This is a genomic window from Pseudoalteromonas caenipelagi (assembly GCF_013140855.1).
Classification (GTDB): domain Bacteria; phylum Pseudomonadota; class Gammaproteobacteria; order Enterobacterales; family Alteromonadaceae; genus Pseudoalteromonas; species Pseudoalteromonas caenipelagi.
Genome location: NZ_JABBPG010000001.1, coordinates 12,012 through 37,719 on the forward strand (window position 1 = coordinate 12,012; position 25,708 = coordinate 37,719).

The window sequence follows — 25,708 nt, forward strand, 5'->3', positions numbered from 1 at the left end:
TGCAGGTCATGATATCAGCGTGGTACAAAAGGGACAAATAAACTGAGGCCATCTGAGTCAATAAATTGAGTTTGTGTGATTTTTAAGCATACTTAAAGCGTTACGAACAGGAGGTCTATATGATGGGCATTATCGTTTTAGTAATCGTTTTGATATGTATCGTGTTTTCGGTGCAAACATTTCGATATAGGTTTATAACATTGCCAGTAATGCGTTACTTCAAACGCGCTTTACCACAACTGAGCCAAACTGAACAAGAAGCGATGGAAGCGGGTGACACTTGGTGGGATTCTCAACTCTTTTCGGGTCGCCCGAATTGGCAAAAATGGCATCAAATAGATGCACCAAAACTTACCAGTGACGAGCAAGCATTTATAGATAACGAGCTCGAAACGTTACTATCAATGCTTGATGAACAGCAAATTAGGCATGATAAAGACTTACCAGAAGCGGTTTGGACATTTCTCAAAGAGCATGGCTTTTTTGCATTTATAATTCCTAAAAAGTTTGGCGGGAGAGCGTTCAGTGCTCAAGCTAATTCTACGATAGTTGCTAAGATAGCGAGTAAAAGTCTCTCAACAGCGGTTACTGTAATGGTGCCAAACAGCTTAGGTCCGGCGGAACTTTTACTGCATTATGGTACTTCTGAGCAACAGCAGCAGTGGTTGCCTAAGCTTGCAACGGGGGAGGCGTTACCCTGTTTTGCATTGACAGCACTAGAAGCAGGATCGGATGCGGGGGCAATTGATGATTATGGCGTTGTATGCCAAAAGACCATTAAAGGTGAAAAAGTACTTGGCCTAGAACTTACGTGGTCAAAGCGTTATATCACATTAGCACCGGTAGCAACATTACTCGGTTTGGCTTTTAAAGCTTATGACCCCGAAGGTTTACTTGGTGGCAAACATGCTTTAGGTATAACTTGTGCACTTATTCCAACAAATCACAAAGGCGTTAAAGTGGGACCACGGCATAACCCATTAGATCATGGCTTTATGAATGGCACAACGCAAGGCAGTAAAGTTTTCATTCCTCTGGGTTGGGTTATTGGGGGGCAGGCAGGAATAGGCAAAGGTTGGCGAATGTTAGTTTCTTGTTTAAGTGCCGGAAGAGGAATTTCGTTACCTGCGTTAAGCGCTGGCACCGCTCACTTGTGTACAAGAACCACAACTGCATACAGTTTAATAAGGGAGCAGTTTGGTCAATCAATCGCTGATTTTGAAGGCGTACAGGAGAGCTTGGCGCGTATTGTCGGTTTGACCTATAGCATTGAAGCATGCCGACAAACAACGGCTCAGGCCATTGATATGAAAAAAAGCCCAGCGGTGATCACTGCCATTGCCAAGTACCACCTTACTGAAATGTCGCGCACAGTTATGAATGACGCACTCGATATTCATGGCGGCAAGGGAATACAAAAAGGGCCTAACAACTATTTGGCGAACAATTACACTGGGATCCCAATTTCAATTACGGTTGAGGGGGCAAATATATTAACGCGCAATTTGATGATTTTTGGGCAAGGTGCAACAAGGTGCCACCCGTACATTTTTCAACAAATCAAACTTATTCAAGACTCTGAAGGGACGGAGCGAGTGAGAGAGTTTGACAAATTACTTATGGCGCACTTGCAGCACACCAGTATCAATACACTGAAAATGCTATGGTTGAGCCTGACAAGAGGGCATGGTTTGTCTGTAAAAACGTCTGGTCCAACGCAGGTGTTCTATAAAAAGCTAAATTGGCTGAGTGTGTGTTTGAGCGTGTGTTCAGACATAGCAATGCTGAAGCTTGGTGGAGAGTTGAAGCGTAAAGAGATGTTATCAGCCCGTTTAGGTGATGTGTTGAGCCACTTATACCTCGCATCATGCGTGCTAAAAAAGTATGAACACGATGGCCGTCAGCATGGAGATTTTAACGCGGTCAATTATGCAATTTCCCATCATTTAAAAGAGGGGTTTAATGCACTTGATTGCTTTATAGATAATTTTACTAACCGAGTAGTGGCACAAATAATAAAGCGAAGTTGCCATTTATTTGGGCATGGTATGAAAGGACCTTCGAATCACATAATAAGTATACTTTGCAAAAATACTTTATCTGACAAAAGTGCGCGAGAAAGAGTAAGTCACTTGTGTACAGTTGAAGCGGGTGGAGCGATACAAGAGCTAGAGCAGGCTTATATTGAATACAAGCTAACTCAGTCAGCTCGCAGCAAATTTAAACAGTGGCAGAAGCGTTTTAAAATACTCGATTTTGATAAATCATTTGCTGAGCTAGTTAAAATGGCACAAACAGATCAAGTCTTAACAAGTGAAGAAGCGCAATCACTTGTCGAAGCGCAAGATCTGCGTTTGAAAGCGATTGCGGTTGATGTTTTTGATTAACATTATCTGGCAAATGGATCAGGGTTGATTTTATCAATGTACCATTTGCCCTTCTTCCGAAGCATTTGCACACTGCGCATGTCATCCACTTTTTCGCCATTAAAATAGCCTGTAAAGACCATGTTTACTTTGGCATGGTCGCCATATTGTTCTCTTAAGCTGGCATTTGTCATATCAATTTCTATGGTCACTTCATCAAACTGCATATTAACAAGGTTTCTTGTAAATTGTGATGCAGTACCGTAAGAGCGCATTATCCGTGCTAGCCTTGGAGTAGCATGTTCCAGCGCCAAGTTAATATTATTCTTGTTGTACAATGCGTCAAAATAGAGAGTTGCAGTGTATCCTGGCGTATCTTCGTCACCGCTGGGTTTATCTTCCCCCCCACATGCGACTAAAAATAAGCTAAGCGCTACTAGAATGGTTTGTATAATTTTCATAATAAATTGAAATAGTTCTAGATTGCCTAAGTTTGTAATCAAATTAACGATATGTAAAGGTAAGAGAGGGGTTGAAATAAAAAAAGCTCGCATTTAAACGAGCTTTTTGGTTGGGTAAATACAAAGTTTAAACTTGTTCTGTGACAGCTGTGTTTATGTCAGCTTTTTTTGAACGTCTTTTTAAAAGCGCTTTGATGTCTTCCAACATCACGTACTGACATGGAATAAGTATCAAGGTGATCACCGTAGCAAAAAGTACACCAAAGGCAAGGGATACAGCCATGGGGATCACAATCTGTGCTTGTAAGCTAGTTTCCATAATGATGGGTACTAGGCCCATAAAAGTTGTTAAAGAAGTCAGTAAGATTGCTCTAAAACGCAAGCATCCCGCGTCTACAACCGCTTGTTTAATAGAAGCCCCTTCTTTGCGCGCTCTATTAACGAAGTCAACCATCACTAGGGAGTCATTGACTACCACACCGGCTACTGCAATGATGCCGAAAAATGATAGGCTGCTCATGGTCATACCCATAACGATATGACCGATAACAGCACCAACTACGCCAAATGGTATCACTGACATAATTAATATTGGCTGTGAATATGAGCGAAGTGGAATCGCAAGCAGAGCAAAGATAATCATTAGCGATAATGCGAAATCTCTGACTTGTTCTGCTACGCTGTTCATTTCCTCTTCGATACGGCCAGCCACGTTACTGGTTACGCCAGGGTAGTTTTTAAGTAGTGCTGGCAGATATTCATCTCTAATTTCTTCTGCAATTTTAAAGGGTTCTGCTTGGTTAGTATCGACAGAGGCCCATACGTTTACGGTACGTTTTGCATTTTCACGACGTATGCGATTTACACCATCAACTAATTTAACGTCAGCTACCTCAATCAACGGCACTTCAGCACCTGAAGGACTAATGATACGCACATCCTGAATATCGCTAATCGAGTTGCGAGCATCCTTTGGATAGCGGATCATTACTTTAACCTCTTCGCCATTGCGCAATATACGCTGTGCTTCAAGGCCGTAGTAGCTAAAGTTAACTTGTGAAGCAACGTCAGACAATGTCAGTCCCATACTGTAAGCCAGAGGCTTAAGCTCTAGTTGCACTTCATCAGTTGCACTTTGCATTGAATCATTTACATCACCGACACCGGCAATACCGTTTAACTTCGCCTTCAGTAAATTGGCAACTTCTTTAAGTTGGTCCTTGTCTTTGCCTTCTAAGCGGAAGTTAATATCGCCATCGTCGCGACCGCCATTCATAATGCTGTCTTCGATATTGAGCGTTTTAACGCCTGGCAACGGTGGCATTTGCTCTCGCCACATTGCACTGAGCGCAAATGTATCAATAGGGCGTAAGTCAGGCTCAACCAATATTGCCATAATGTTTGCTCTAGTACGACCACGTAAACTAACAGACAAGTCTCTTACCATACCTGTTCCGTACTTAGCTTCAATTTGTTTATCAACGGCTAAGATCAAATCTTCCACTTTTTGTGCAGTTTGCAATGTTGCAGTTTCAGATGATGATAAATTCATCTCAATATTAACTTGTGGAAAATCATGTGGGATCTTAGGGTTAGCAACAAACTTAACTAACCCGCCAGCAAATAACCCGGCAGTAACAATGATTATGCTCAAGAAACCGATAATGACGGTATAACGATAATGTATACAGCGTACAATGAATGGGCGATACAGGTTATCGATAAAGTGTTTTAATCCAGCATCTAATGAAGCACGTAAGCGATGGAATGGATTTTTGGGATTACTAGGCTTGTTTTTCATAGCTGCCAAGTGAGCTGGTAAGATCAACTTAGACTCAACTAAAGAAAACAGTAGGCATAAAATGATAACACCGCCAATTGCTTTAGAAAACGCTGCAGCTGGGCCTGTAGCAAAAGTTTGCGGCAAGAATGCAGCAACGGTTGTTAACACGCCAAATGTGGCTGGAATTGCAACACGTTTAACTCCTCGAACAACATTGTCTAAAGTGTGACCATTTTTTTCAATCTCAGAGTGTACTGATTCTCCGACGACAATGGCGTCATCTACCACAATCCCCAGTACGAGAATAAAGGCGAACAGAGAAGCCAAGTTGATGGTGATATCAAGGGAACCAATCGGCATCAGTAAAAATGCACCAAGGAAAGAGACTGGCAAACCCATCATTACCCAAAATGCCAATCTGACGCGTAGGAAAAGTGCTAACATTAACATGACTAAAATGCCGCCTAAGATCATGTTTTCTATCATCATGTTCAAGCGGCCGTTTAGGTAGTACGTCAAGTCGATAAGAGGTTCAATCTCAACACCCGCAGGAAGCGTTTTATTACGTTCAGCAAGGTAATTTTTAATGGTCGTAGCGACTTTAGTGATATCTTGATCTTTTGAGGCTTGAACTTCAAAAGTGAGTGAATTCTTACCGTTGTATTTAGAGTACTGAAGCCCTTCTTCGAAGCCATCATGTACGGTTGCAACATCACCTAAGCGGATTTGTGCACCATCTTCAAGCGTTAGTAATGGTAGATTTTCAAACTCTTTACCACGGTACGCTTGGTTTTCAACACGCATTGAAATATAACCATTTTCAGAACGAATCTGGCCAGCCGACATATTGGCTGAGAAGGCTTTAACTGCCTGTGAAATATCCCTAAAGCTTAAGCCATACTCTCTTAGTTTATCAGGGCTGATCTCAATACCAATTTCATAATTTAGGCCGCTATGAAACTCAAGCAAGTTAATACCTGGCAATGCAAGCATTTCATCGTGGATCGTGTTGCCAAGCTCTTTTAACTGTTTATTGTCAAGGTCGCCATACAAAGATAACCACATAACTTCTTGTTTGAATTTATCGTAGCTTACGATTGGTCGCTCCATACCCACTGGAAAACTCGGTATCGAATCAATTTGCATTTTTACTTCGTCTAATACGACCAGAGGCTCATAATGATCCTCTACTTCAATCCAAGTTTGTGAAAAGCCGCGGTTGGAGTAGGTGATCATACGTTTGATCCCCTCCAAACCTTCCATTGCTTCTTCAACTTTAATCGTGATCCCTTCTTCAACTTCTTGAGGAGCGGCACCTGGATATATGGCTTGAACACTTAACCAGTGGCTTTCAAATTGCGGAAACATCTGTTTGCGGATCGAAAATGCAGTCAGTAATCCTCCGATTAAAATAAATATCATCAGCAGGTTGGCTGCAACAGGGTTGCGTGCAAACCACGCAATCAAGCCTTTTTCAGTTGGCATACTCATATACCTTACTCCTCTTTCAACGCAAGCTGAGTATCCGTTACAGGAGCCATTGCATCATTTAATCTAAGCTGCATGCCTTCTGTAGGATATTCAAGCGCAGAGGTAATAAGTTGCTCGCCGTTGTTTACACCAGCATCAACAATGGTATGACCGTTATATTCTCGAACAATATTGATTGGCTTGAAGCTTAATGTTTGGTCGTTGTTAAGGATTGCGATGCGGTTATTTTTCACTAAATGTTGAGGGATCGCGGCGGCGCTATCAATGGTCTTACCATCGATTGTAGCATTTAAATAAGCGCCAAAACGAAGCGCTGTGCGCTTATCAGAGTAGGGTTTATCTACCTGTGCAACAAGGTATGTCATACGGCTTCGTTGATCAATGACGCCTTCGCTGCGAACGATCTTCCCTTGCCATTTTGCAGGTTTACCTTCAACCTGAGCAGTTAAGGTAACGTTTGCATTAATGCCGCCGTTCACTAAATATTGTAATTCGTTATCAGCAACAGGAAGACGAATTTCTGCAACAGACGTTGCATTTAAAACACCAAACTGGCTGCCTGCGTTAACCACGCTGCCTAAACTTAAGTTACGGCTTTCAATAATAGCATCATAGGGCGCTTTAATATAAGTGCGCTCAAGGTTACGTTTAGCACGTTTGACACTTGCTTGCGCAGCTCGAAAACTTGCTAACTTTTCTGCTAACTGTGGTTTACGTAAATATAGCTCAGACGGAATTGTTGCGTTGGCATTATCTTTAATGCGTTGCCATTCAGTTTTTGCTACATGGGCTTGAGCTTGTTCAATTTCTAAAGCTGAACTTGCACGAGCGAGGTTTGCTTCAGCTTCTATTAGTGCAGCTTCATAGTCGTTAGGATCGATACGGGCAAGTACATCGCCTTTTTTTACAAATCCACCTTTTACAAAAGCATCTGATACGGCAATAACTTGGCCACTCACTTGTGCAACCAGTTCAGTGCTATATTTTGGCTTGACGAGTCCATACGAGTCGACATTCAGTTGCATCGGAGCAACTGTGATGGGTTTTGCTTCAACAAGTGGGTGGACCACTTGTTCAGATTTCTTTTCAGGGGGCTGTTTCATAGCAGAAAAAGCGACTGCTGCACCGATGCCTCCCACTAATACCGCAAGGGGTAAGAATATTTGTTTTTTACTAGCCACGTTATCTTCCTTCCAACTGTTGATGTTGTAGGTATCAGGTATAAATTGATACCGATAGCTAGGATAATAAACTATAAGATATGTCTAGTTGTTTATTTAGGTTCCTAAGTTGTAACAAAGCATTACATAATGACGAGTTTTGTAATATTTAAGACAAATTTCAATAGACAGATATGAAAAAGGCCCTCAGCGGGCCTTTTAATATTTAATAATGATACGATGTTACATGACTCGCATGCCAGGCTCCGAACCCTCGTCAGGATTTAGAATGTAAATTTCTTTTCCGCCAGGCCCAGCCGCTAAAACCATACCCTCTGACATACCAAAACGCATCTTACGTGGTTTTAAATTAGCAACCATCACCGTCAGCTTACCTTCAATATCTTCTGGTGCATAAGCTGATTTTATTCCGGCAAACACTTGGCGCGTTTCGCCACCCAAATCTAAGGTCAGTTTAAGCAACTTTTCTGCACCTTCCACATGCTCTGCTTTGGCTATTTTAGCAACACGTAAGTCAACTTTAGCAAAGTCGTTAAATTCTATTTCTTCGCTGATTGGCTCTTTTGCAAGTGGGCTGTTTGGGTCTAGTTTTGGCTTATTGCTCGCTTCTAGGCTCTCTTTAGACTCTTCAAGCATTTGAGTTACTTTATCCATATCAACACGTTGCATGAGCGCTTTAAACTTGTTGATAGAATGGCCAGTTAGCAATTCTTGGGCACTTTCCCAAGTAAGTTGTGTATTTAAGAACTGCTCAACATTTGCTGCCATACCAGGTAATACAGGTTTTAGGTAAGTCATTAATATCTTAAACATATTAAGACCAGCAGAGCATACATCATGCGCTTGACCTTGTGTTTGTTCATCCTTGATAAGCACCCATGGAGCTTGGGCATCGATAAACTGGTTTGCTTTGTCGGCAAGTGCCATGATTTCGCGGATAGCTCGGCTATACTCTCGTTGCTCATAATATTGAGCGATGGTATCTGAGGCACTCTTAAACTGCGACATCAGTTCAGGCTCAAGAATGTTTTCACTCATTTTGCCGTCAAACTTTTTGCTGATAAACCCGGCACAGCGAGAAGCGATATTAACGACTTTGCCCACAAGGTCTGAGTTTACTCGCTGAGCAAAATCTTCTAAGTTCAAATCGAGATCCGTAATGCCACTGTTGAGTTTAGCGGCAAAGTAATAACGCAAGAACTCAGGGTCTAAGTGATCTAAATACGTACGGGCCTTAATAAATGTCCCTTTAGACTTAGACATTTTAGCACCATTTACGGTTACAAAGCCGTGTGCATATACATTCGTAGGCTTGCGGAACTGAGCACCATCGAGCATTGCAGGCCAAAATAAGCTGTGGAAGTAAATGATGTCTTTACCGATGAAGTGATAAAGCTCTGCATCTGAGTCTTCACCCCAATAGGCATCAAAATCTAAGCCTTTTTTGTCGCATAGGTTTTTAAAACTTGCCATGTAACCAATGGGAGCGTCTAGCCATACATAGAAGTACTTACCCGGCGCACCTGGGATCTCAAAGCCAAAGTATGGTGCGTCACGGCTTATATCCCACTGCTGTAAACCATCTGCGAACCATTCTTCCAGTTTATTTGCCATTTCTGCTTGTAATGATCCTGAATGCAACCACTCTTTAAGCATGCTTTCAAATGCTGGCAAATCGAAAAAGAAGTGTTCAGAGTCTTTTAATACAGGAGTTGCACCAGACATCACTGAACGTGGGTCTTTTAGTTCCGTTGGGCTGTAGGTGGCGCCACATGCATCACAGCTATCGCCATTTTGGTCTTGTGCATCACAGGTGGGGCAGGTACCTGTTACAAAACGATCAGGTAAAAAGATATTCTTTTCAGGGTCGAATAATTGTGAAATGGTACGCTTTTTAATATGACCTTTAGCGTCTAAGCGTTTATAAATAAGTGCACTTAGCTCGCGGTTTTCTTCACTGTGTGTACTGTGGTAGTTATCAAACTCGATGTTAAAATCAGCAAAGTCGCGCTGGCGTTCAATGCTTACATTTTTAACCATTTCTTCTGGCGTGATCCCTTGTTTTTGGGCATTGAGCATAATGGGGGTGCCATGAGCATCATCGGCACATACATAGTATGTCTCGTGACCACGCAATTTTTGAAAGCGAGACCAGATGTCGGTTTGTATGTACTCTAACATGTGACCAAGGTGTGTTGGTCCATTTGCATAAGGCAATGCACTCGTGATGAGAATTTTTCTCTTCGTCATAACTTTTCCAAAATTGTCGCGTGGCTGTGATTAATTATCAACCAAAGCGCTTAGTTTAAGCTTACACTTTCCATTTACTCTGGATGTAAAGCATCAATAGACTGGTTTTAATGGGTTGAATGTTACATAATTCCGAGGCCTTTTTCATCACCAGAGTACGTTTTATTTCTATGTTTGGTCTCAATAAACTTTTTAAAAAAGATAATCCAATAGAGCAGCAGATCATCAGTGAATTGACGTCGTTTAAAAACAGTGTGTTTCCCTTAGGGATTCAAACTGATTGGATAAGCTCTATTGATGTGCAAAAAAGCCCGATAAAAATAGTGTTGCAACTGCCGTTTGCCGCCAGTTGTATGGCATATATGTTAAGCGATATGTTGTCTAAAAGACTTAATAAACATATTGATGTAACAATAACTTGCAGCTTGCCAAAGCAATACCAGTATAAAAAGATTAAACACATTGTACTCGTTGCTTCAGGGAAAGGTGGGGTAGGAAAGTCGACAACCGCTGTTCACATTGCGCGCGCATTACAAGCACAAGGCGCACAGGTTGGAGTACTTGACGCGGATATTTATGGGCCATCTATCCCTTCATTATTTTCGGTGGCTGATGAAAAACCAACAACACAAGATAACAAAACGCTTAATCCAATTATTAAAGATGGAATTAAGGTACAATCAATCGGATTTTTAGTCTCCCCAGAAGATGCAACGGTGTGGCGTGGGCCGATGGCATCGCAGGCGCTTAGCCAATTGCTTAACGAAACACAGTGGGGTGAGATTGATTACTTAATCGTCGATATGCCACCTGGCACGGGAGATATTCAGCTTACCATGACGCAAAAAGTGCCCGCAAGTGGTGCACTGATTGTGACGACACCACAAGATCTTGCCCTGTTAGATGCACAAAAAGGCATAGCCATGTTTAACAAGGTGAATTTACCAGTTTTAGGGATAGTAGAGAACATGAGCCACTTCATCTGCACGCATTGTGGTGAAAAGAGTCATGTTTTTGGTAAGCACGGCGCAGAGCAACTCGCTCAGCGACATGGTGTGCCACTGTTAGCTGAAATACCGCTTAACGTTGAAATTAGAGAAGCATCGGAGCATAAACAAGCAATGTTAGCTCACGATGCAGGCATTTTTGAACATTACATAGCATGTGCTCAGATTCTAAGTAGCATGCTTTATTATCAAGCGCTGTCGACGTCAACTGTTGACATCGTCATAACGGATGACTGATTAATGAGATTGTCAGATAAACATATAAAACAAGCAATTGAAGAAAAGAAAATTCTAATAGAGCCGGCTCCCAGTGATGACATGATTTCGGGGATCACGGTAGATTTGAGACTCGGCAATAAGTTTAGAGTGTTTCAGGATCATGGTGCACCCTATGTTGACTTAAGTGGCCCTAAAGACCAAATCAATGCGGCAATGGAGTCGATAATGAGTGACGAAATTGTGCTCGAAGACGGTCAAGCATTCTTCCTTCATCCAGGTCAGCTCGCACTCGCGATTACCTACGAATCCGTGACTTTACCTGCTGATTTGGTGGGGTGGCTGGATGGCAGATCATCATTAGCCCGGCTCGGGTTAATGGTACATGTTACCGCACATCGTATCGACCCAGGCTGGTCAGGCAATATTGTGCTTGAGTTTTACAATTCAGGTAAATTGCCTTTAGCTTTGAGGCCAAAAATGAAAATAGGGGCATTGAGTTTTGAAACAATGACAAGCCCTGCAGAGAATCCATACAATATTCGCAAAGATGCAAAATATAAGGGCCAGAATAGTGCTGTTGCCAGTCGTATAAGTGCTGATAATAATAACGATTAGTAACCTCAGGCAATTGGTGGCGTATAAGAGCGTAAGGCAATCGCCACCATTTTATATTTAATTAGTTAGCAATAACTCAGAAAGCTTCCATACTAATTAGTAATCGTGTGCAAAGTGCGTGATGAATTTTAAAGGAGTTAAGATGGGTATCTGCAAAGCCATTCGGGGCATTGTGCTCTGTCTGACAATGGTAATGAGCTGCTTTTCGCAGGCTTCGTCCACATCTACTTATCTTGATGTTAGCAATCTGAAGTCAATTGACGACATAATTAAAATCCAAAATGATTTCACACCGTTACAAGAGCAGCAACCTATTGCGCCTAAGTTGGTGTCAACTTGGCTAAAGGTTGATGTTTCTCAACTAACAGCATCAAAATCTTCTCAAGTGATATATTTAGATAAGCCAATTAATAGCCTTCTTGAACTTTATCTAGTAAAGCAAGGCAAGGTGGTCCAAAAGGTCAGTGTTCCCAAAAATAATTCTTCAGTCTCTCGGTTGCAAAGTATCTCTCCTCACATCACGTATCAAAGCGCAGAGCCTAACACTCAAGTTTATATTCATTTGCGAGCACCTTATACAGTTAAATTTGATTACCATATTATGTCTGAGGTGGATTTTAAAGAGCACAGTCAAACACTGCTGTTTTGGTATGGTATTGAATTAGGGTTATTGTACTTTGTTGCATTGTCTTTAGTGTCTATGGCTTTACTAGCAAAGGGGAAACACTTAGCCTTACTCGGCGTTTATATAAGCCTGCTAGCGATTCAATGCAGTGTTAATAATGGCAGTATTTACTTCTATTTACCTGTGGGGGTCGGGAAGGCTATTGCGTCATTTAATGGTAGTTGGCTGATATTAGCGTGTGCTAGTTGTTTGGCGTACCAGCAATCATATTTCTCATCCATGAGAGATAAAAATACACTTTCGTACGTAATTTGGGGAATTACTGGCTCGCTTGTAGCGATCGCGGTGATCTCTTTTGGTATACAAGCGTCTTTATCAAATCAATTTCAAGCATTGGCTTGCCTAGTTACGAGCGCTGCGTTGATAGCGATGTACTACCATATGAGACGAGAATTTAAAGAAGATATTTGGTTGATGGCAGGCGCTTGGTTACCAATGTTAACACTGGGCCTTGTATGGATTGGTGTGCAATTAGGTATTATTGCTAATGGGAAAATGTTGGAAATCAGCAGACTAGCAATTGCTACTCATATTTTACTATTGATGTTTCATGTTTTTATAAATGATAAAAAACACAAAGAGCGCATAGTATTTTACAGTCTGCATGACCCTGACACAGGGTTGTCGAATCGTTTTGCTTTGAATCAACACTTACGGAAATTAGCGCAAGGCAATACGCATCATACCTTGTTACTTTTTAGGCCTTTGGTGATCAAATCGATACGTATGAACATCGGTATTGAGCAAGCAAACAAACACCTAAATGAATTAATCAGTAAATTGTATTTGCAACTGGATACCTATGGCACAGTCACACTCAGCGACACTACGGCAACTAAAACAGAGATATTTCGTTTGGATGACACCACGTTCGGCATAACCTTGCTTGGAAAGCTGTCTTTGAGCCAAATAGAGCAATATGTATGCATTTTATCGGGGGTATTTGAAGATGGAATAGAGTACAAAGGCACTCGGCTTGTGGATGAGATAGAAGTCGGCGTTGCTCACTCTCCAATACATGCTAAAACAGCAGAGGGTTTAATACAACGAGCGATGTTGGCGCTGTCAACAAAAGCAGAACATAGTGACCGTTGGCAAATATTCGACCTTGCTAATTCTGTTATTTCTGAGCGACGAATGAGAATATCATCGGCTATAAAAGAGGCGATTGATGATGACCAATTTAGTTTGTATTTGCAGCCTCAGGTAAATCTGGCGACGGGTAAAGTGTTTGGAGCAGAGGGCTTATTACGCTGGTTTCATCCTAAATTAGGGCAAGTGCCACCAGATGAATTTATTCCTATTGCAGAATCGTCGGGACTGATTCATGCTCTGACGGAGCTAGTAATTGAAAAAGGCCTTAACTACCAAAAGCAACTGATAGAACAGTATCCGGGGCACGTTTTATCTTTGAATATGTCAGGTAAAGACTTGGCAAAAAAAGAGTTGTTAGTGCATTTGATTACGTTAGTTAATGAGCTTAACTTGAACCCGTCACAAATAGTACTCGAAATCACCGAATCAGTGACTATTGCTAATGAAAGCAACCTGAAGAATGTACTTGACGATTATCGTAGTGTAGGCGTTAAGCTGGCAATTGACGATTTTGGTACTGGCTATTCATCATTGGCTTATCTAAGTCGTTTGGGGTTTGACGAGCTAAAAATTGATAAACAGTTCATTATGGATATTGAAACCTCCACAAGTAACCAAACTATTGCTAAAGCTATGTCAGATATGGCGCATAGTTTGGGTTTGAAAGTTGTTGCTGAAGGTATTGAAAGTGTTGAAAGTTACACTCGTTTGCAACACTATGGGTGCGATTATGGACAAGGCTACTTTATTGCAAAACCTCTAGCATTTGATGAGTATTTGCAATGGTTATACAAAGTCAGCCAGAGTGATGATGTAAAGCGATACCTAACGCTTTAAAATAGTCAAAGATTGTTTCTGAAAGGACGGTGTTAAGCGCTAAGTCTGGGAATCCACCTAGCTGTTGTAGTTCGCTGTTTTTAACGCCACTGACTAAATACTCATTGCTGATTGAAGTATTGTAAGCAATACATGATTCAAAAGCCCGAGCACTCAATTCTTGAGGGAGACTGAAATAAAGCAGGCCATATTGGCTATCTAGTTGCTTAGCATGCTCAAAGAATTGACTTGGTTTATCTCCTTTGCTCGATAAAAGAATCATTTTGAAAAACTTGGCAAGTTGCAAATTGAGTGGGTGGTTATTGCTCAAGGGGTGTTGTAGCCATAAACTTGATGCAAATGAATGAGCGCTAGAATGTGAGAAAACATGTTTACAAATATAGTGATCAAATGCGTGCCACCATTCATGGGCAAGTGCGCCAGCCCCTGCATTTTTTGCCAGCGCTAAAGTTCTTGTTGACGCATTATAATGCGCTTGCACGCCAAGTTGGCCACCAGTTCCGAGTGCAAAGTTTAATGTACCTTTAAGGCCGATCACAAATGGAGGTACTTGAAGTATTTGTGCAAGATCTGCCAAGGCATCATAAATTAAATTTGCGCCTAGTCGTTGCTCTGTAGGAGTAACCCAACTACCAATTGTAATTGTCTTGAAACCAAACGTGTGCTTAATTTCATGGAAGTCTGTCTGATCTCCAAAGCGATACTCTGGGCCTTGTCGTTTAAACCCTGAAGTTATCCGAGGGATATGAGCCATTATTATTCATACCTAGCTTTGACGTGACTGGGCATAAATTTAATTTGTTCAGCAATCATACCATCTAACAAGGCTAACAGAGGTTGTTGATCTATACGTTCATATTCATTTAAAAACAAAGCGACGGCCTCTAGAGAAGACAAACTGTTTTCCTGCTCAGCTTTACGAATTCGATACTGATTAGGCGGAAGTTTTGCAAATGTCACTGCGGGAAGTTTCATTAGCCATGGATTAAGCGCCAGAATTTTATGTGCCTTTTTCCAAGTACCGTCAATAGCAACCAACGTATCAATTTGTTTGGGTTGATTGCTTAGTTGTTGAACTGAAATAGCATGTTCACTGGGATATAACAGAGCACATTGGCGATTTTCGATAAGTTGTTTTGCGTTTTCAAAATCCGCGGGACTTTCACCAGTGAATACGTCAATGTTGGATAGTTGCAGGGTAAGCAGCCGCACGGTGTTCTTGGCAATAGATACTTCACTTGGATGCTGCAACACGACAATCTTGGTATTGTTCGCTATGAGGGGGCTGATATATTGGCAAACACAAGTGGTGTTTGGGTAATGGCATTTAGGGCAGCAACTTCTTTTCATTGTTTGTTCTAAATCTAAGTCATGTAATAAATGTTATCATAAATATCAAATTGTTTTGCTAAGCAAAGGCGAATTGTCTAGCATTAGTAACAATAACCTGTTGGAAGGGAACTTTATGAGTGTAAGTATTGATAATGAGGCATTGGAAAGTATGCAATCTTTGCTAGGGGAGCAGTTTGAAGATACTTTGATTTTTTGTTGTAGTGAGTTTGAAAGGCTGGAGAACGATCTTAAACTTGCACTAGACTCAGACAAGCAAGAAGCGATTCGTCATGCCCATAGCTTAAAATCGAACGCCGCCCAATTTGGCGCAATAAGTTTGAGTAGTACAGCAAGAGCAATAGAGCTGGGCTTAATCAAAGGAGATGAGGAGACTGTAACTGAAAATATGGAGATAATTACTGAACAAGTGGTTGGCTCAAAGTCTCAATTATTACAGTGGCTTTCAATGAATTCATAACTTTTAAAAATATCATCAATATCTTGTTTTATCCCCCTAGTTTTCATAAGCCTAATTGGGCTATGCTAAGCGGTGGAAATGGGGGGATAAATGACAAAAATCACAAAAAGTAACAAACTTCACGGTGTTTGCTATGACATCCGTGGACCGGTGTTAACTCAAGCAAAAAAAATGGAAGAAGACGGGCTTAAAGTATTAAAGCTCAATATAGGTAATCCAGCCGCGTTTGGCTTTGATATGCCAGAGGATATGCATCGCGACATCATACGTAATTTATATTCAGCTCAAGGCTACTGCGACTCAAAAGGGTTGTATTCTGCCAGAGTCGCGGTATATCAACATTACCAACAAAAATCGTTACCACATATCAGTGTAGACAATATTTACATTGGCAATGGTGTGAGTGAACTGATCCAAATGACCACGCAGGCATTGCTCAATAATGGCGATGAAGTGCTTATTCCAGCACCAGACTATCCTCTTTGGACTGCCTCGGTAAAACTTGCAGGTGGCACACCAGTGCATTATCGCTGCGATGAACAACAAGACTGGTTTCCTGATTTAGAGGATATCAAGAAAAAGGTAAGCAACAAAACCAAAGCATTGGTATTAATCAATCCAAATAATCCAACCGGTGCGGTGTACGATAAAACATTGCTTCAAGGGTTAATTGATATCGCACGCGAGCATCAGTTGCTACTTTTGTCTGACGAGATATACGAAAAGATCTTATACGATGGCGCTGAGCACACGTCCATAGCGGCAATGTGTGACGATTTACCGGTGATCACGTTTAATGGTTTGGCAAAAACATACCGTGCTGCAGGGTTACGTATGGGTTGGATGATTTTAAGTGGCAAAGTGAGCGCAATGAGCGACTTAGCTACTGGGTTAGACATGCTCGCATCTATGCGTTTGTGTGCCAACGTTCCGGCTCAATTTGCAATTCAACAGGCACTTGGTGGGGTTCAGTCGATTGATGCTCTGATTGAGCCAGGTGGTCGCCTTTTTGAGCAACGTAACATTGCATATGAAGGCCTAAATAACATTGATGGTGTGTCGTGTGTAAAACCTAAAGGCGCACTATACGCTTTTGCCAAAGTGGATACAGCTAAGTTTAATGTTAAAAACGATGAAAAAATGATGCTGGACTTGCTACGAGAAGAGAAAATCTTGTTAGTACATGGGCGTGCCTTTAATTGGCCTGAGCCGGACCATTTTAGGTTAGTATTTCTACCCCATAAAGATGAACTAGAGCCTGCAATGGCACGTATGCAACGGTTTTTCGCAAGTTATCGTCAAGCATAGGAAAACGACAGGCATCTGTATGCTGCGACCCGTTAAGCGGGTCGCGTGATATTGCAAATATACTGACGATATAGCTCAGGCAAGTGGTGCAAAATACATTGTTTGCCTAAAACATCATGAGCTGTTAGCGTCGCAGCTATATTGTCAATGCTCTGGTATTGCTCTAGAAGTGAGGCGACGCTGAGGTGGCTGATGTGCCATGGTTCACGAGCGACTCCTCCTTGAAAACACGCATAAGGCCGAAAAAAGCCATACTCTAGTATGTGTTCATCTAGCCAGAGGTTAAACTCGGCAAAAGGGCCACCAGCATCATATTCCCAAGGTTCAAGTTGCAAAGATTGAGTCGGCTCTAAACAGTTTTTAGCATATACATCTAAGTCACTACCAAAATGATGCCTACTGGCTCCAGGTAGGGCGGAGAACAGCATAATTGCTTGGCATTTTTCAAACTCGCTTAGTTTAGTTAGCGTTATTTTTCTTCCTTGTAAATCGAATACAGGTCTTTGCCCGGCAAACTTACCATTCCAAATAGCCGCTTGACGTTCAAAGTTTCTGTGACCAGAGGCAACACGCAAATCGAACCCAGCCTGCTTCGCAGCTTGTGTCAGTTCAGACAAATCATTGACGATATCACGATGAACTGATTTACCATGCCAATCGGTTAAATGGCTTTCAACGAGCCCACATGCGATTTGGGAATAGTCCATACTTCTCCTCAAGTGAGCAATTTTTCAAGTATGAGTTCATAGATAAGCGCCAGTTTATCTAGATCTTCAATGCTCACACTTTCATCTACTTGGTGAATGGTTGCATTGAGCGGCCCTAACTCAATAACTTTACAGCCAGTTTGCGCAATGAAACGCCCATCAGAGGTACCACCTGATGTTTCTGGCGTTGCAATGGTCCCTGTCACTTCTTTGATTGCAGCCAGAGTGACGTCTAATAATGGGCCGGGCTCTGTCAAAAAAGGCAGACCATTTAATTTCCATTCGATTTCGTATTCGAGTTGGTGGGCACGCAAAATATCGTGGACTTTGTCTTGTAACTCTTGCTCAGTTACTTCTGTACTAAAACGGAAGTTGAACTGTACGTACAAAACACCGGGGATTACATTGCCTGCGCCAGTCCCACCTTGAATATTGGAAATTTGAAAGCTGGTGGCAGGGAAGTAGTCGTTACCATGGTCCCAAACTGTTTCACTTAGCTGGGCTAAAGCAGGCGCAGCTTTGTGGATCGGGTTGGAGGCTAAATGAGGATACGCGACATGGCCTTGTTTGCCTTTTATCTTTAGATGACCAGTTAGAGAGCCTCTGCGTCCATTTTTAACTACATCTCCAAGGGAAGAGCGCGATGACGGTTCGCCCACTAAGCACATATCTATCTTCTCGTCACGCGCTTCGAGCACATCAACGACACGCGTTGTCCCATTGACAAAAGGCCCTTCTTCATCTGAGGTGATTAAAAAAGAGATAGACCCTTTATGGTCAGGATGCTTTTCAACAAAGCGCTCTGTCGCGACAATCATTGCAGCCAAAGAGCCTTTCATATCTGCAGCCCCTCGTCCATGAAGCATACCCTCATGAATTTGACCGTCAAATGGCGGATATTGCCATGCAGACTCATCGCCCGTTGGTACAACATCTGTATGGCCTGCAAAGCAAAAATGGGGGGCCGAGTTGCCTTTTCTTGCCCAAGTGTTAAGGGTATCTACAAAAAAATGCTCTTCTATATCAAAGCCAATAGCACTTAAACGTCTATTCATCAGTTTTTGACATCCCGCATCCTCTGGTGTTACCGAAGGAAGCTGGATCAAGGACTGGGCGAGTTTTACAACGTCACTCGTTATATGTTTACTCATAGAGAAAAAATCTCTTGATACTGCTCTTTTTTAAAGCCTAGGTAATATTTGTCATTATGTATGAGTATAGGGCGTTTAATCATGGCTGGGGCTTCTAGTAAAAGTGCCTTTGCTGTGTGCTCATTGAGTGTTTGCTTTTGTTCTTCAGTTAAAGCGCGATAAGTCGTACCGCGTTTATTAAGTACATTTTCCCATCCTAACTGTGAAAAAAAAGTATCAAGCAAGGTTTCATCTAACCCGTTTTTTCTATAATCATGAAAGTTAAATGCAATGTTGTTATCGGTAAGAAATTTTTTTGCTTTTTTTATTGTATCGCAGTTTGGGATACCGTACATGATGGTCATTGTTTATGGCCTTATGTTGGTTACTTTCTGGTTAGGGTGAGTAGGGGGTCTTGCCCAGCACTCACTTGTTTTAAAGGATAATAACATGGTCCTAGCTTATCTGCATTGAGCACTATGAGCGTTCCCAATATTTTTATTTGCGATGTTGGTAAGTCGAAATAAGTAAGGACTTCTCCTTGCTCGACCTGCTCTTTGCCAAATGCATTAATAGGCTGTCTGTCAACAGATGCGTATTCACTGGGGAGTTGTACGTGAACCAGCAGCTTTAGACCGTTATTTGCAACGATAATAAATTCGCACCCTTTTCGCTTTATTTGTTCAATAGTTCCGCTAACTGGCGATGTCACTTTGTTGCCCGTCATTTCGACACACACGCCTCTTCCTAGTATCCCGGTTGAAAATAGGGGTTCTGGGTGTACGTCAAGAGGGAGGACCTTACCGGTAAAAGGGCTTGCTAGGTTCATAAAGAGATTGTTAAGCGATGTGATGGGGGCGTAGGCGACTGCTTTAGAAAATTGCATTTATAGAACCAGATATCCGTCTTTTTTGAGCGCTTTTATAGCGGTGTCAATTTGCTGCTGCTTTACCAGTATATAGTCTGTATCGTAAGTTGACACGGAAAAGATTGATACTTGTGCCTTTGCCAGCACACCAGAAATATTTGCCATAATACCAGTTAATGAAAACCCGAGCGGGCCTATGACTTCCAATACTCGCCAATCATTCTCCGCTGCAAAGCTGTCGAGTTTGATGGTACTTGGGCATACAATAGATAGCTCATCCTCTGTTTTGGCAATGAAAAAAATACTGGCATTTACCACCTCGCGAGGAATATTCGCATCACAATCAAGGCTGTGAATGGTAAACGTTTGGCTGAGCAGTTGTAGCGTTTGTTTTGACATGCTCTAACTCTTTCCAATAAGTTTAATCTAAATAGTATAGCCAAGAGTTTAGTAAGTTTAACCTTAAAAACCTTGGCTTGTAGATAATTATCTTTGTTGATCAGAGATTTGTTGTGCTTGTATTGCTGTAAGCGCAATTGTGTAGACAATATCTTCTACTAGTGCACCGCGGCTCAAATCATTTACAGGTTTGCGCATACCTTGCAGCATTGGGCCTATGCTGATCAGTTCGGCACTTCGCTGTACCGCTTTGTATGTTGTATTACCCGTATTTAGATCAGGAAATACGAAAACGGTGGCTTTACCTGCCACTTTGCTATCAGGTGCTTTTTTCTTGGCAACATTCTCCATGATTGCTGCGTCATACTGTAGTGGTCCATCAATTTCGAGATCAGGCCTTTTTTGCTGCGCTAACTTTGTTGCTTCGCGAACTTTATCAACATCGGCCCCATGACCAGATGTACCTGTGCTGTAGCTGATCATTGCAACTCGAGGCTCAATCCCAAATGCTGCAGCTGAATCAGCAGATTGAATAGCGATATCAGCCAATTGCTCTGCACTTGGATCTGGATTTATCGCACAGTCGCCATAAACCAACACCTGATCAGGTAGCAACATAAAAAATACTGAACTGACTAAGGAAGAACCTGGAGCTGTTTTTATTAACTGCAAAGGCGGTCGAATGGTATTTGCAGTAGTATGCACCGCGCCCGACACCAAACCATCCACTTCATCTAATGCGAGCATCATGGTGCCAAGGACCACGTTATCTTGTAATTGCTCTTGCGCAACAACTTCAGTTAAACCTTTGCCTTTACGCAGTTCAACCATAGGTGCTATGTATTTATCAATATGCTGTTGCGGCTCTAAAATAGTTACATTGTCATTTAGTTCAACACCTTGTTGAGCTGCGATACGTTCGATTTCTTCGCGCTCGCCAAGTAGTACTGTTTTTGCAATGCCTCGCTCACCACATATTGCAGCTGCTTTAATTGTACGGGGCTCGTTGCCCTCAGGTAAAACAATTGTTTTATTGGCTTTACGTGCCAAATCAGTAAGTAAGTAGCGAAATGCTGGTGGTGATAACTTGCGTGTTTTGGCCACCCCGACTGCTAGTTGATCTAACCAATCTGAGTCGATATGGCTTGCATTATGCTGTTTTACTTTATCGATGCGTTGTTCATCATCACTAGGTACTTCCATATTAAAATTATGTAATAACAGTGACGTTCGCCAAGTGTCGGCTGTTGTTGCAAGGATTGGTAAGCCAGTTTCCATTGCTTGCTCACATAAAGTCATAATGCGAGGCTCTGGTTTGAACCCGCCTGTTAGCAGTATGGCGCCTATCTTGGTGCCATTCATTGCTGAAAGGCAAGCGGCAACTAGTACATCTGAACGATCTCCTGGCGTGACGAGCAAAGCCCCAGGAGTAAAGTGATTAAGAATATTTGATACCGTTCTTGCACAAAATGTGACGCGGCGTAAACGTCTATGTTCCATATCGCCAGCGTTAATTATCTCTGCCTTGAGATAGTTACCTAAGTCAATCACTCGTGGTGCAACTAGGTCAAAATCCCATGGTATACACCCCAGCAGCATGAACGGGTGTTTACGAAAAATAGGTAACGACGCAAGGCGATGCATTTCGTTTTCAAGTGCTTCGGGTTGATGCTGATCCACCAAGTCGGCACGCGCTCTGCCTTGCTCGTCTAGTGGTGCATTCACTTTATTAAAAATACAGCCCAATACGCGCGTATGATTCACCGTACCATAATTACCGGCGGCAATTTCTAAGCGATCTTCGAGTTGTTCATTGCTGTCGTTCCCTGGTGTGAGCACAAATACGATATCTGCTCCGAGCGTTTGTGCTATTTCACGGTTCACTCTCCCAGCATATGGCTGTAATCGGGTAGGGACCATCCCCTCAATGATAGCCACTTCATCGTCGGCTATAGCACTTTCAAAGCGTTCTACGATTTCTTCAAGTAAGTCATCGCCTTTACCATCTCCGATCATTTGCTCTGCATAGCTTAGTTCAAACGGTAGCGGGGGATTGACGGCTGAACCCTGCTTAACAATCAGGGTAGATTTTTCTGGCCCCTGTTCGTCTTTACGAGGTTGAGCGATGGGTTTGAAAAAGTTAACTTTAACTGCTTTTTGTTCAAGCGCTCTAACTAAGCCGACCGATACAGATGTCAAGCCGACTCCAGTTGATACTGGGATGAGCATAATACGACGTCCCATATTATTGCTCCTTTGCTATGGCTGCGGAATCTGTTGCAATGACCCACTCTTCGTTAGTAGGGATGACAATTGCGCATGGACTATTGCTTGAAGTGATCACCCCTTGCTGGCCAAATCGCGCAGCAAGATTTTTATTATTATCTAACTGCAAGCCTAAAAATTCTAATTGGGATACAACATTGCTGCGGATCACGTCTGAGTTTTCACCGATCCCACCGGTGAAAATAAGCGCATCAAGGCCCGCAAGAGGTACGGCAAAAGCGGCGATTTGCTTAGCAAGGCGATAGCAAAATATGTCTAGCGCCAGTTTTGCCTGCTCGTGACCATTTGTTGCCGCTTCCTCAATGGTACGACAGTCGTTAGAAAGCTCGCTGATCCCAAGCAATCCGCTTTGTTTGTTCAGCAAAAGGTCTACTTGCGTTGGCGAGTATTTTAATTGATTCACTAAAAACGCGAATATTCCGGGGTCTATATCACCACTGCGAGTGCCCATCATCAACCCTTCTAATGGTGTGAGACCCATACTTGTGTCTACCGACTGACCATTTTTAATAGCTGTGACTGAGCAACCATTTCCTAGGTGGGCACTTACAATGCGAGAGTTATTTTTATCTAGCCCTAAGATTTGATGCGCTTGGGTCGATACGTAATAGTGGCTAGTACCATGAAACCCGTAGCGGCGAATACCGTGATTTTTGTATAGAGAGTAAGGCAAGGCATACAAAAAGGCTTGCGGTTTCATTGTTTGATGAAATGCCGTGTCGAAAACTGCTACCTGTGGCAATGTTGAGAATGCAGTTTTTGCCGCTTCAATACCCAAAAGGTTCGCTGGGTTATGAAGTGGTGCCAGCGTACTAGTTTGTTTAATTGCTTGCAGTACGTTATCGTCTATCAATACTGAGTGGGTAAAGTGCTCTCCGCCATGAACAACACGATGACCCACGGCAATTAGCTGCTCATCTAGGCCAAGGTGTTTAACGAGTTCAACCAATCGAGCTATTGCGATTTGGTGCGCATCACCTTCATTTAAAGTGATCGTTTGTTTGGCGCCGTCGTATTTGTATTTGATTAACGGATGTTGCTCGGCAAGGCATTCAGCCAAGCCACAAAGCACTTCAGCGCCAGATTCAATATCAATGATGGCAAATTTGAGACTTGAACTACCACAGTTTAAAACCAGAACATGGGAAGATGACATAATGACTTTCCGTTTTGACAATAACAGTAAACGCATATTAAGCTTAAGGCATAGTGGCGAATAAGCTACACGCTATACAAAGGTATAATTGACTTAGTGATTAGTAATTTTACCCGAATTTTTACTTAAAAGTTAGCACCTAGGAGTGATGATGCAAAATAGTCTTATTTCACAAGTGCAGCTTGGACGCCAATACGCAAAGGAGTGGCCTATGCGCAAAGAGCTTGCGCCTATGTTTGCGGAATTTAGAGTAGTTAAAGCGACAGAAATGTCGTTGTCTGTGATGCCCATTTTGGCAATTTTTACGGTGTTTTTTCAAACCAGTCAGCTGGGAATGCAATACCTTCCACAAGCAATAGCAATCGCTTTGTTTTTTTTATCTTTACCTGTTCAAGGGTTACTGTGGCTTGGGAAACGTTGTGAGACACCACTGAACCCGTCACTGTGTTTTTGGTACAATGAGCTTTATGACAAAATGGTTGCCAATGGTTACGACAGGCCCATATCGTCGAGAAAACCTCGTTACAGAGATCTTGCAAAATTACTTACAGATATGTTCGATAAAATGGATAAAGCATTCACAAAAGAGCAGCTCTAATCAGCAAGAGCTGCTGAGAGTGTTCAGATTCGTTTGAATTCGCTTAGATAAAAAGACAGTGTAACATCTTGGCTGGCATGCTGATTGAGCATTTGGTAATGGGTATCTTTAAATTTCCATGCGAAAGGGGTCATTTGTATTAAGTGTTCAATAACCTGTGACTCGATTTTTTGTTTTTCTTCAACTAGCGTGTGATTAGTTAAAACGAAGCCTTTAGGCGTTTCTATCGGCTCGTGCAGCTGCACTTCATCATAGATAAACTGTTTTAATTCAAATAAATGCTTAGGCCCTGGACTTACAATTAATACTGTGCCACTGGCGGCACATAGCCTATGTAATTCGTTTGCAAAAACGGGCGCGAATACACTCAGTAGAACATCTGCTGTGCCGCTTGGAAAAGGGGCTTGTTTAATTGATGCGACACTAAAATTCACATTTTTATAGCGTTTAGCGGCATATTTAATCGCTGATTTGGATATATCAACACCATATACTTGGCTTTCTGTTTGGTTGGCTAGTGCGTTTGCAACAGCCTGTGTATAAAACCCTTCTCCACATCCTAAATCTATAACCATATTAGGCTGATAGCCTTTTATCAGGTTTACGATGGCTTGTTGTAAAAAAACATAGTGATCAGTGGCAAAAAATGCCCGTCGAGCCTGCACCATCTGCAAATTATCTCCCGGCTGCTTAGATTTTTTATTCTGTACTGGGAGTAGGTTAACGTAACCTTCTTTGGCAAAATCGAATTGGTGACGATTTTCACAACATAAGCTTTGTTTATGTTGTGAAAGTGCCGCTGAGCACAAAGGGCACTGATACAGTAAAGTCATTTGTTAAGGTATTCCTGATCGTAAAAAGTTTTAACCCAATGAGGGCGATAGGTAATAAGTAATGTAATGGACATGCCATTTAGCATAGCTTCAGGGAACCACATGATAACAGCATAGAATATGTAATTCTCTTTTAGTGTGGTTAGGTCATACAGGCCAGATAAGTAATAGTAACCTCCGCTGATAAGTATTTTAGTCGCACCTACTGCACCTGCACACAAAAATGCACACACAAAAATATAGACAAAAAAATGCCTCGGCAGAAACTTATAGCACAATAAATACAGGCCATAGCTTATGTAAATGGGGATAAAAACACTTAAAGTTAGAAACTCCGGCAGTTGCTCAAAAGACATTTTAGTAAAAGAGATAAGCAACAAGCTGGCCATGAGTCCACTTAGACAAGCCAGTCGCCAGCCCATGATTAAAGTGACTGCTGTGAGCCCTAGAATATGAATGTTGAGGTGTTCTAATATGCCTGCTTTTATTTGCCACAGCAATGCCAAGCACAGCGCACAGGCAAACACTCCGGTTTGTCTAGCAGGGCGAGCAAGTAATGTAGAGTAAGCTTGTTTGTTGATTGTGGCAGCAAAAAGGGCTGCCATCACTATCGAGAACCACAT

At 42.1% G+C, this 25,708-nt stretch carries 22 protein-coding genes; 7 read left to right on the forward strand and 15 right to left on the reverse strand.

Features of this window, described 5'->3' with window-relative positions; translation table 11 throughout:
* The first annotated feature begins 122 nt into the window (after positions 1-122).
* Entirely contained in the window at positions 123-2,387 is a 2,265-nt protein-coding gene (locus HG263_RS00050; protein WP_171624878.1) for an acyl-CoA dehydrogenase, read from the forward strand.
* A 2-nt stretch (positions 2,388-2,389) separates the two neighbouring features.
* Here HG263_RS00050 and HG263_RS00055 read toward each other — a convergent pair whose 3' ends face one another.
* From HG263_RS00055 to metG, 4 genes are all read right to left on the reverse strand, one after another.
* Positions 2,390-2,827, reverse strand: a complete 438-nt coding sequence (locus HG263_RS00055) for a hypothetical protein (protein ID WP_171624055.1) — start codon at positions 2,825-2,827, stop codon at positions 2,390-2,392.
* Positions 2,828-2,954: 127 nt separating this feature from the next.
* Positions 2,955-6,101, reverse strand: coding sequence for an efflux RND transporter permease subunit (locus HG263_RS00060; RefSeq protein WP_439331976.1), 3,147 nt, complete (start codon positions 6,099-6,101; stop codon positions 2,955-2,957).
* A 5-nt stretch (positions 6,102-6,106) separates the two neighbouring features.
* Positions 6,107-7,282, reverse strand: a complete 1,176-nt coding sequence (locus HG263_RS00065; protein WP_171624056.1) for an efflux RND transporter periplasmic adaptor subunit — start codon at positions 7,280-7,282, stop codon at positions 6,107-6,109.
* Between the two features lie 222 nt (positions 7,283-7,504).
* Complete coding sequence (gene metG / locus HG263_RS00070) at positions 7,505-9,532, reverse strand: methionine--tRNA ligase (protein ID WP_171624057.1); 2,028 nt, start codon at positions 9,530-9,532, stop codon at positions 7,505-7,507.
* Positions 9,533-9,702: 170 nt separating this feature from the next.
* Here metG and apbC point away from each other — a divergent pair, with 170 nt between their 5' ends.
* From apbC to HG263_RS00085, 3 genes are all read left to right on the forward strand, one after another.
* A complete protein-coding gene (apbC, locus tag HG263_RS00075) occupies positions 9,703-10,776 on the forward strand; it encodes an iron-sulfur cluster carrier protein ApbC (protein ID WP_171624880.1) in 1,074 nt (357 codons plus the stop codon).
* Positions 10,777-10,779: 3 nt separating this feature from the next.
* Positions 10,780-11,373: a dCTP deaminase gene (gene dcd, locus HG263_RS00080; RefSeq protein ID WP_171624058.1), complete on the forward strand. Its 594-nt coding sequence runs from the start codon at positions 10,780-10,782 to the stop codon at positions 11,371-11,373.
* Between the two features lie 142 nt (positions 11,374-11,515).
* Positions 11,516-13,990, forward strand: coding sequence for an EAL domain-containing protein (locus tag HG263_RS00085; protein WP_171624059.1), 2,475 nt, complete (start codon positions 11,516-11,518; stop codon positions 13,988-13,990).
* On the opposite strand, the gene HG263_RS00090 is transcribed toward HG263_RS00085, so the two are convergent.
* The gene (locus tag HG263_RS00090) at positions 13,950-14,744 is read right to left on the reverse strand and encodes a CLCA_X family protein (RefSeq protein ID WP_171624060.1); all 795 of its coding nucleotides are present in this window, start codon (positions 14,742-14,744) and stop codon (positions 13,950-13,952) included. The two genes, HG263_RS00085 and HG263_RS00090, sit on opposite strands and share 41 nt — an antisense overlap.
* Before the next feature lie 2 nt (positions 14,745-14,746).
* Positions 14,747-15,340 (reverse strand): tRNA-uridine aminocarboxypropyltransferase, encoded by a 594-nt coding sequence (locus HG263_RS00095; protein ID WP_171624061.1) that lies wholly within the window; start codon positions 15,338-15,340, stop codon positions 14,747-14,749.
* Positions 15,341-15,455: 115 nt separating this feature from the next.
* Here HG263_RS00095 and HG263_RS00100 point away from each other — a divergent pair, with 115 nt between their 5' ends.
* Both HG263_RS00100 and HG263_RS00105 read left to right on the forward strand, forming a co-directional pair.
* Positions 15,456-15,800, forward strand: coding sequence for an Hpt domain-containing protein (locus HG263_RS00100; protein ID WP_171624062.1), 345 nt, complete (start codon positions 15,456-15,458; stop codon positions 15,798-15,800).
* Positions 15,801-15,890: 90 nt separating this feature from the next.
* Positions 15,891-17,108, forward strand: a complete 1,218-nt coding sequence (locus HG263_RS00105) for a pyridoxal phosphate-dependent aminotransferase (protein WP_171624063.1) — start codon at positions 15,891-15,893, stop codon at positions 17,106-17,108.
* Positions 17,109-17,140: 32 nt separating this feature from the next.
* On the opposite strand, the gene HG263_RS00110 is transcribed toward HG263_RS00105, so the two are convergent.
* The 7 genes from HG263_RS00110 to HG263_RS00140 form a co-directional block, all read right to left on the reverse strand.
* The gene (locus HG263_RS00110; RefSeq protein ID WP_171624064.1) at positions 17,141-17,815 is read right to left on the reverse strand and encodes a M15 family metallopeptidase; all 675 of its coding nucleotides are present in this window, start codon (positions 17,813-17,815) and stop codon (positions 17,141-17,143) included.
* Between the two features lie 8 nt (positions 17,816-17,823).
* Positions 17,824-18,966, reverse strand: coding sequence for a succinyl-diaminopimelate desuccinylase (gene dapE, locus HG263_RS00115; RefSeq protein WP_216628320.1), 1,143 nt, complete (start codon positions 18,964-18,966; stop codon positions 17,824-17,826).
* Entirely contained in the window at positions 18,963-19,310 is a 348-nt protein-coding gene (locus tag HG263_RS00120; RefSeq protein WP_171624065.1) for an ArsC family reductase, read from the reverse strand. The genes dapE and HG263_RS00120 overlap by 4 nt, the downstream gene beginning before the upstream one ends.
* A 20-nt stretch (positions 19,311-19,330) precedes the next feature.
* Positions 19,331-19,831, reverse strand: coding sequence for a PTS glucose transporter subunit IIA (locus HG263_RS00125; protein ID WP_171624066.1), 501 nt, complete (start codon positions 19,829-19,831; stop codon positions 19,331-19,333).
* A complete protein-coding gene (locus HG263_RS00130; RefSeq protein ID WP_171624067.1) occupies positions 19,832-20,212 on the reverse strand; it encodes an ACT domain-containing protein in 381 nt (126 codons plus the stop codon).
* Positions 20,213-20,299: 87 nt separating this feature from the next.
* The gene (gene pta, locus HG263_RS00135; RefSeq protein ID WP_171624068.1) at positions 20,300-22,456 is read right to left on the reverse strand and encodes a phosphate acetyltransferase; all 2,157 of its coding nucleotides are present in this window, start codon (positions 22,454-22,456) and stop codon (positions 20,300-20,302) included.
* A 1-nt stretch (position 22,457) separates the two neighbouring features.
* Positions 22,458-23,654: an acetate kinase gene (locus HG263_RS00140; protein ID WP_171624069.1), complete on the reverse strand. Its 1,197-nt coding sequence runs from the start codon at positions 23,652-23,654 to the stop codon at positions 22,458-22,460.
* Positions 23,655-23,805: 151 nt separating this feature from the next.
* Here HG263_RS00140 and yfbV point away from each other — a divergent pair, with 151 nt between their 5' ends.
* Positions 23,806-24,252 (forward strand): terminus macrodomain insulation protein YfbV, encoded by a 447-nt coding sequence (gene yfbV, locus HG263_RS00145; RefSeq protein WP_171624070.1) that lies wholly within the window; start codon positions 23,806-23,808, stop codon positions 24,250-24,252.
* 23 nt (positions 24,253-24,275) lie between these two features.
* On the opposite strand, the gene rlmA is transcribed toward yfbV, so the two are convergent.
* Both rlmA and HG263_RS00155 read right to left on the reverse strand, forming a co-directional pair.
* A complete protein-coding gene (gene rlmA / locus HG263_RS00150; RefSeq protein WP_171624071.1) occupies positions 24,276-25,085 on the reverse strand; it encodes a 23S rRNA (guanine(745)-N(1))-methyltransferase in 810 nt (269 codons plus the stop codon).
* Positions 25,082-25,690 (reverse strand): energy-coupling factor ABC transporter permease, encoded by a 609-nt coding sequence (locus tag HG263_RS00155; protein WP_246239848.1) that lies wholly within the window; start codon positions 25,688-25,690, stop codon positions 25,082-25,084. The genes rlmA and HG263_RS00155 overlap by 4 nt, the downstream gene beginning before the upstream one ends.
* Positions 25,691-25,708: the final 18 nt, after the last annotated feature.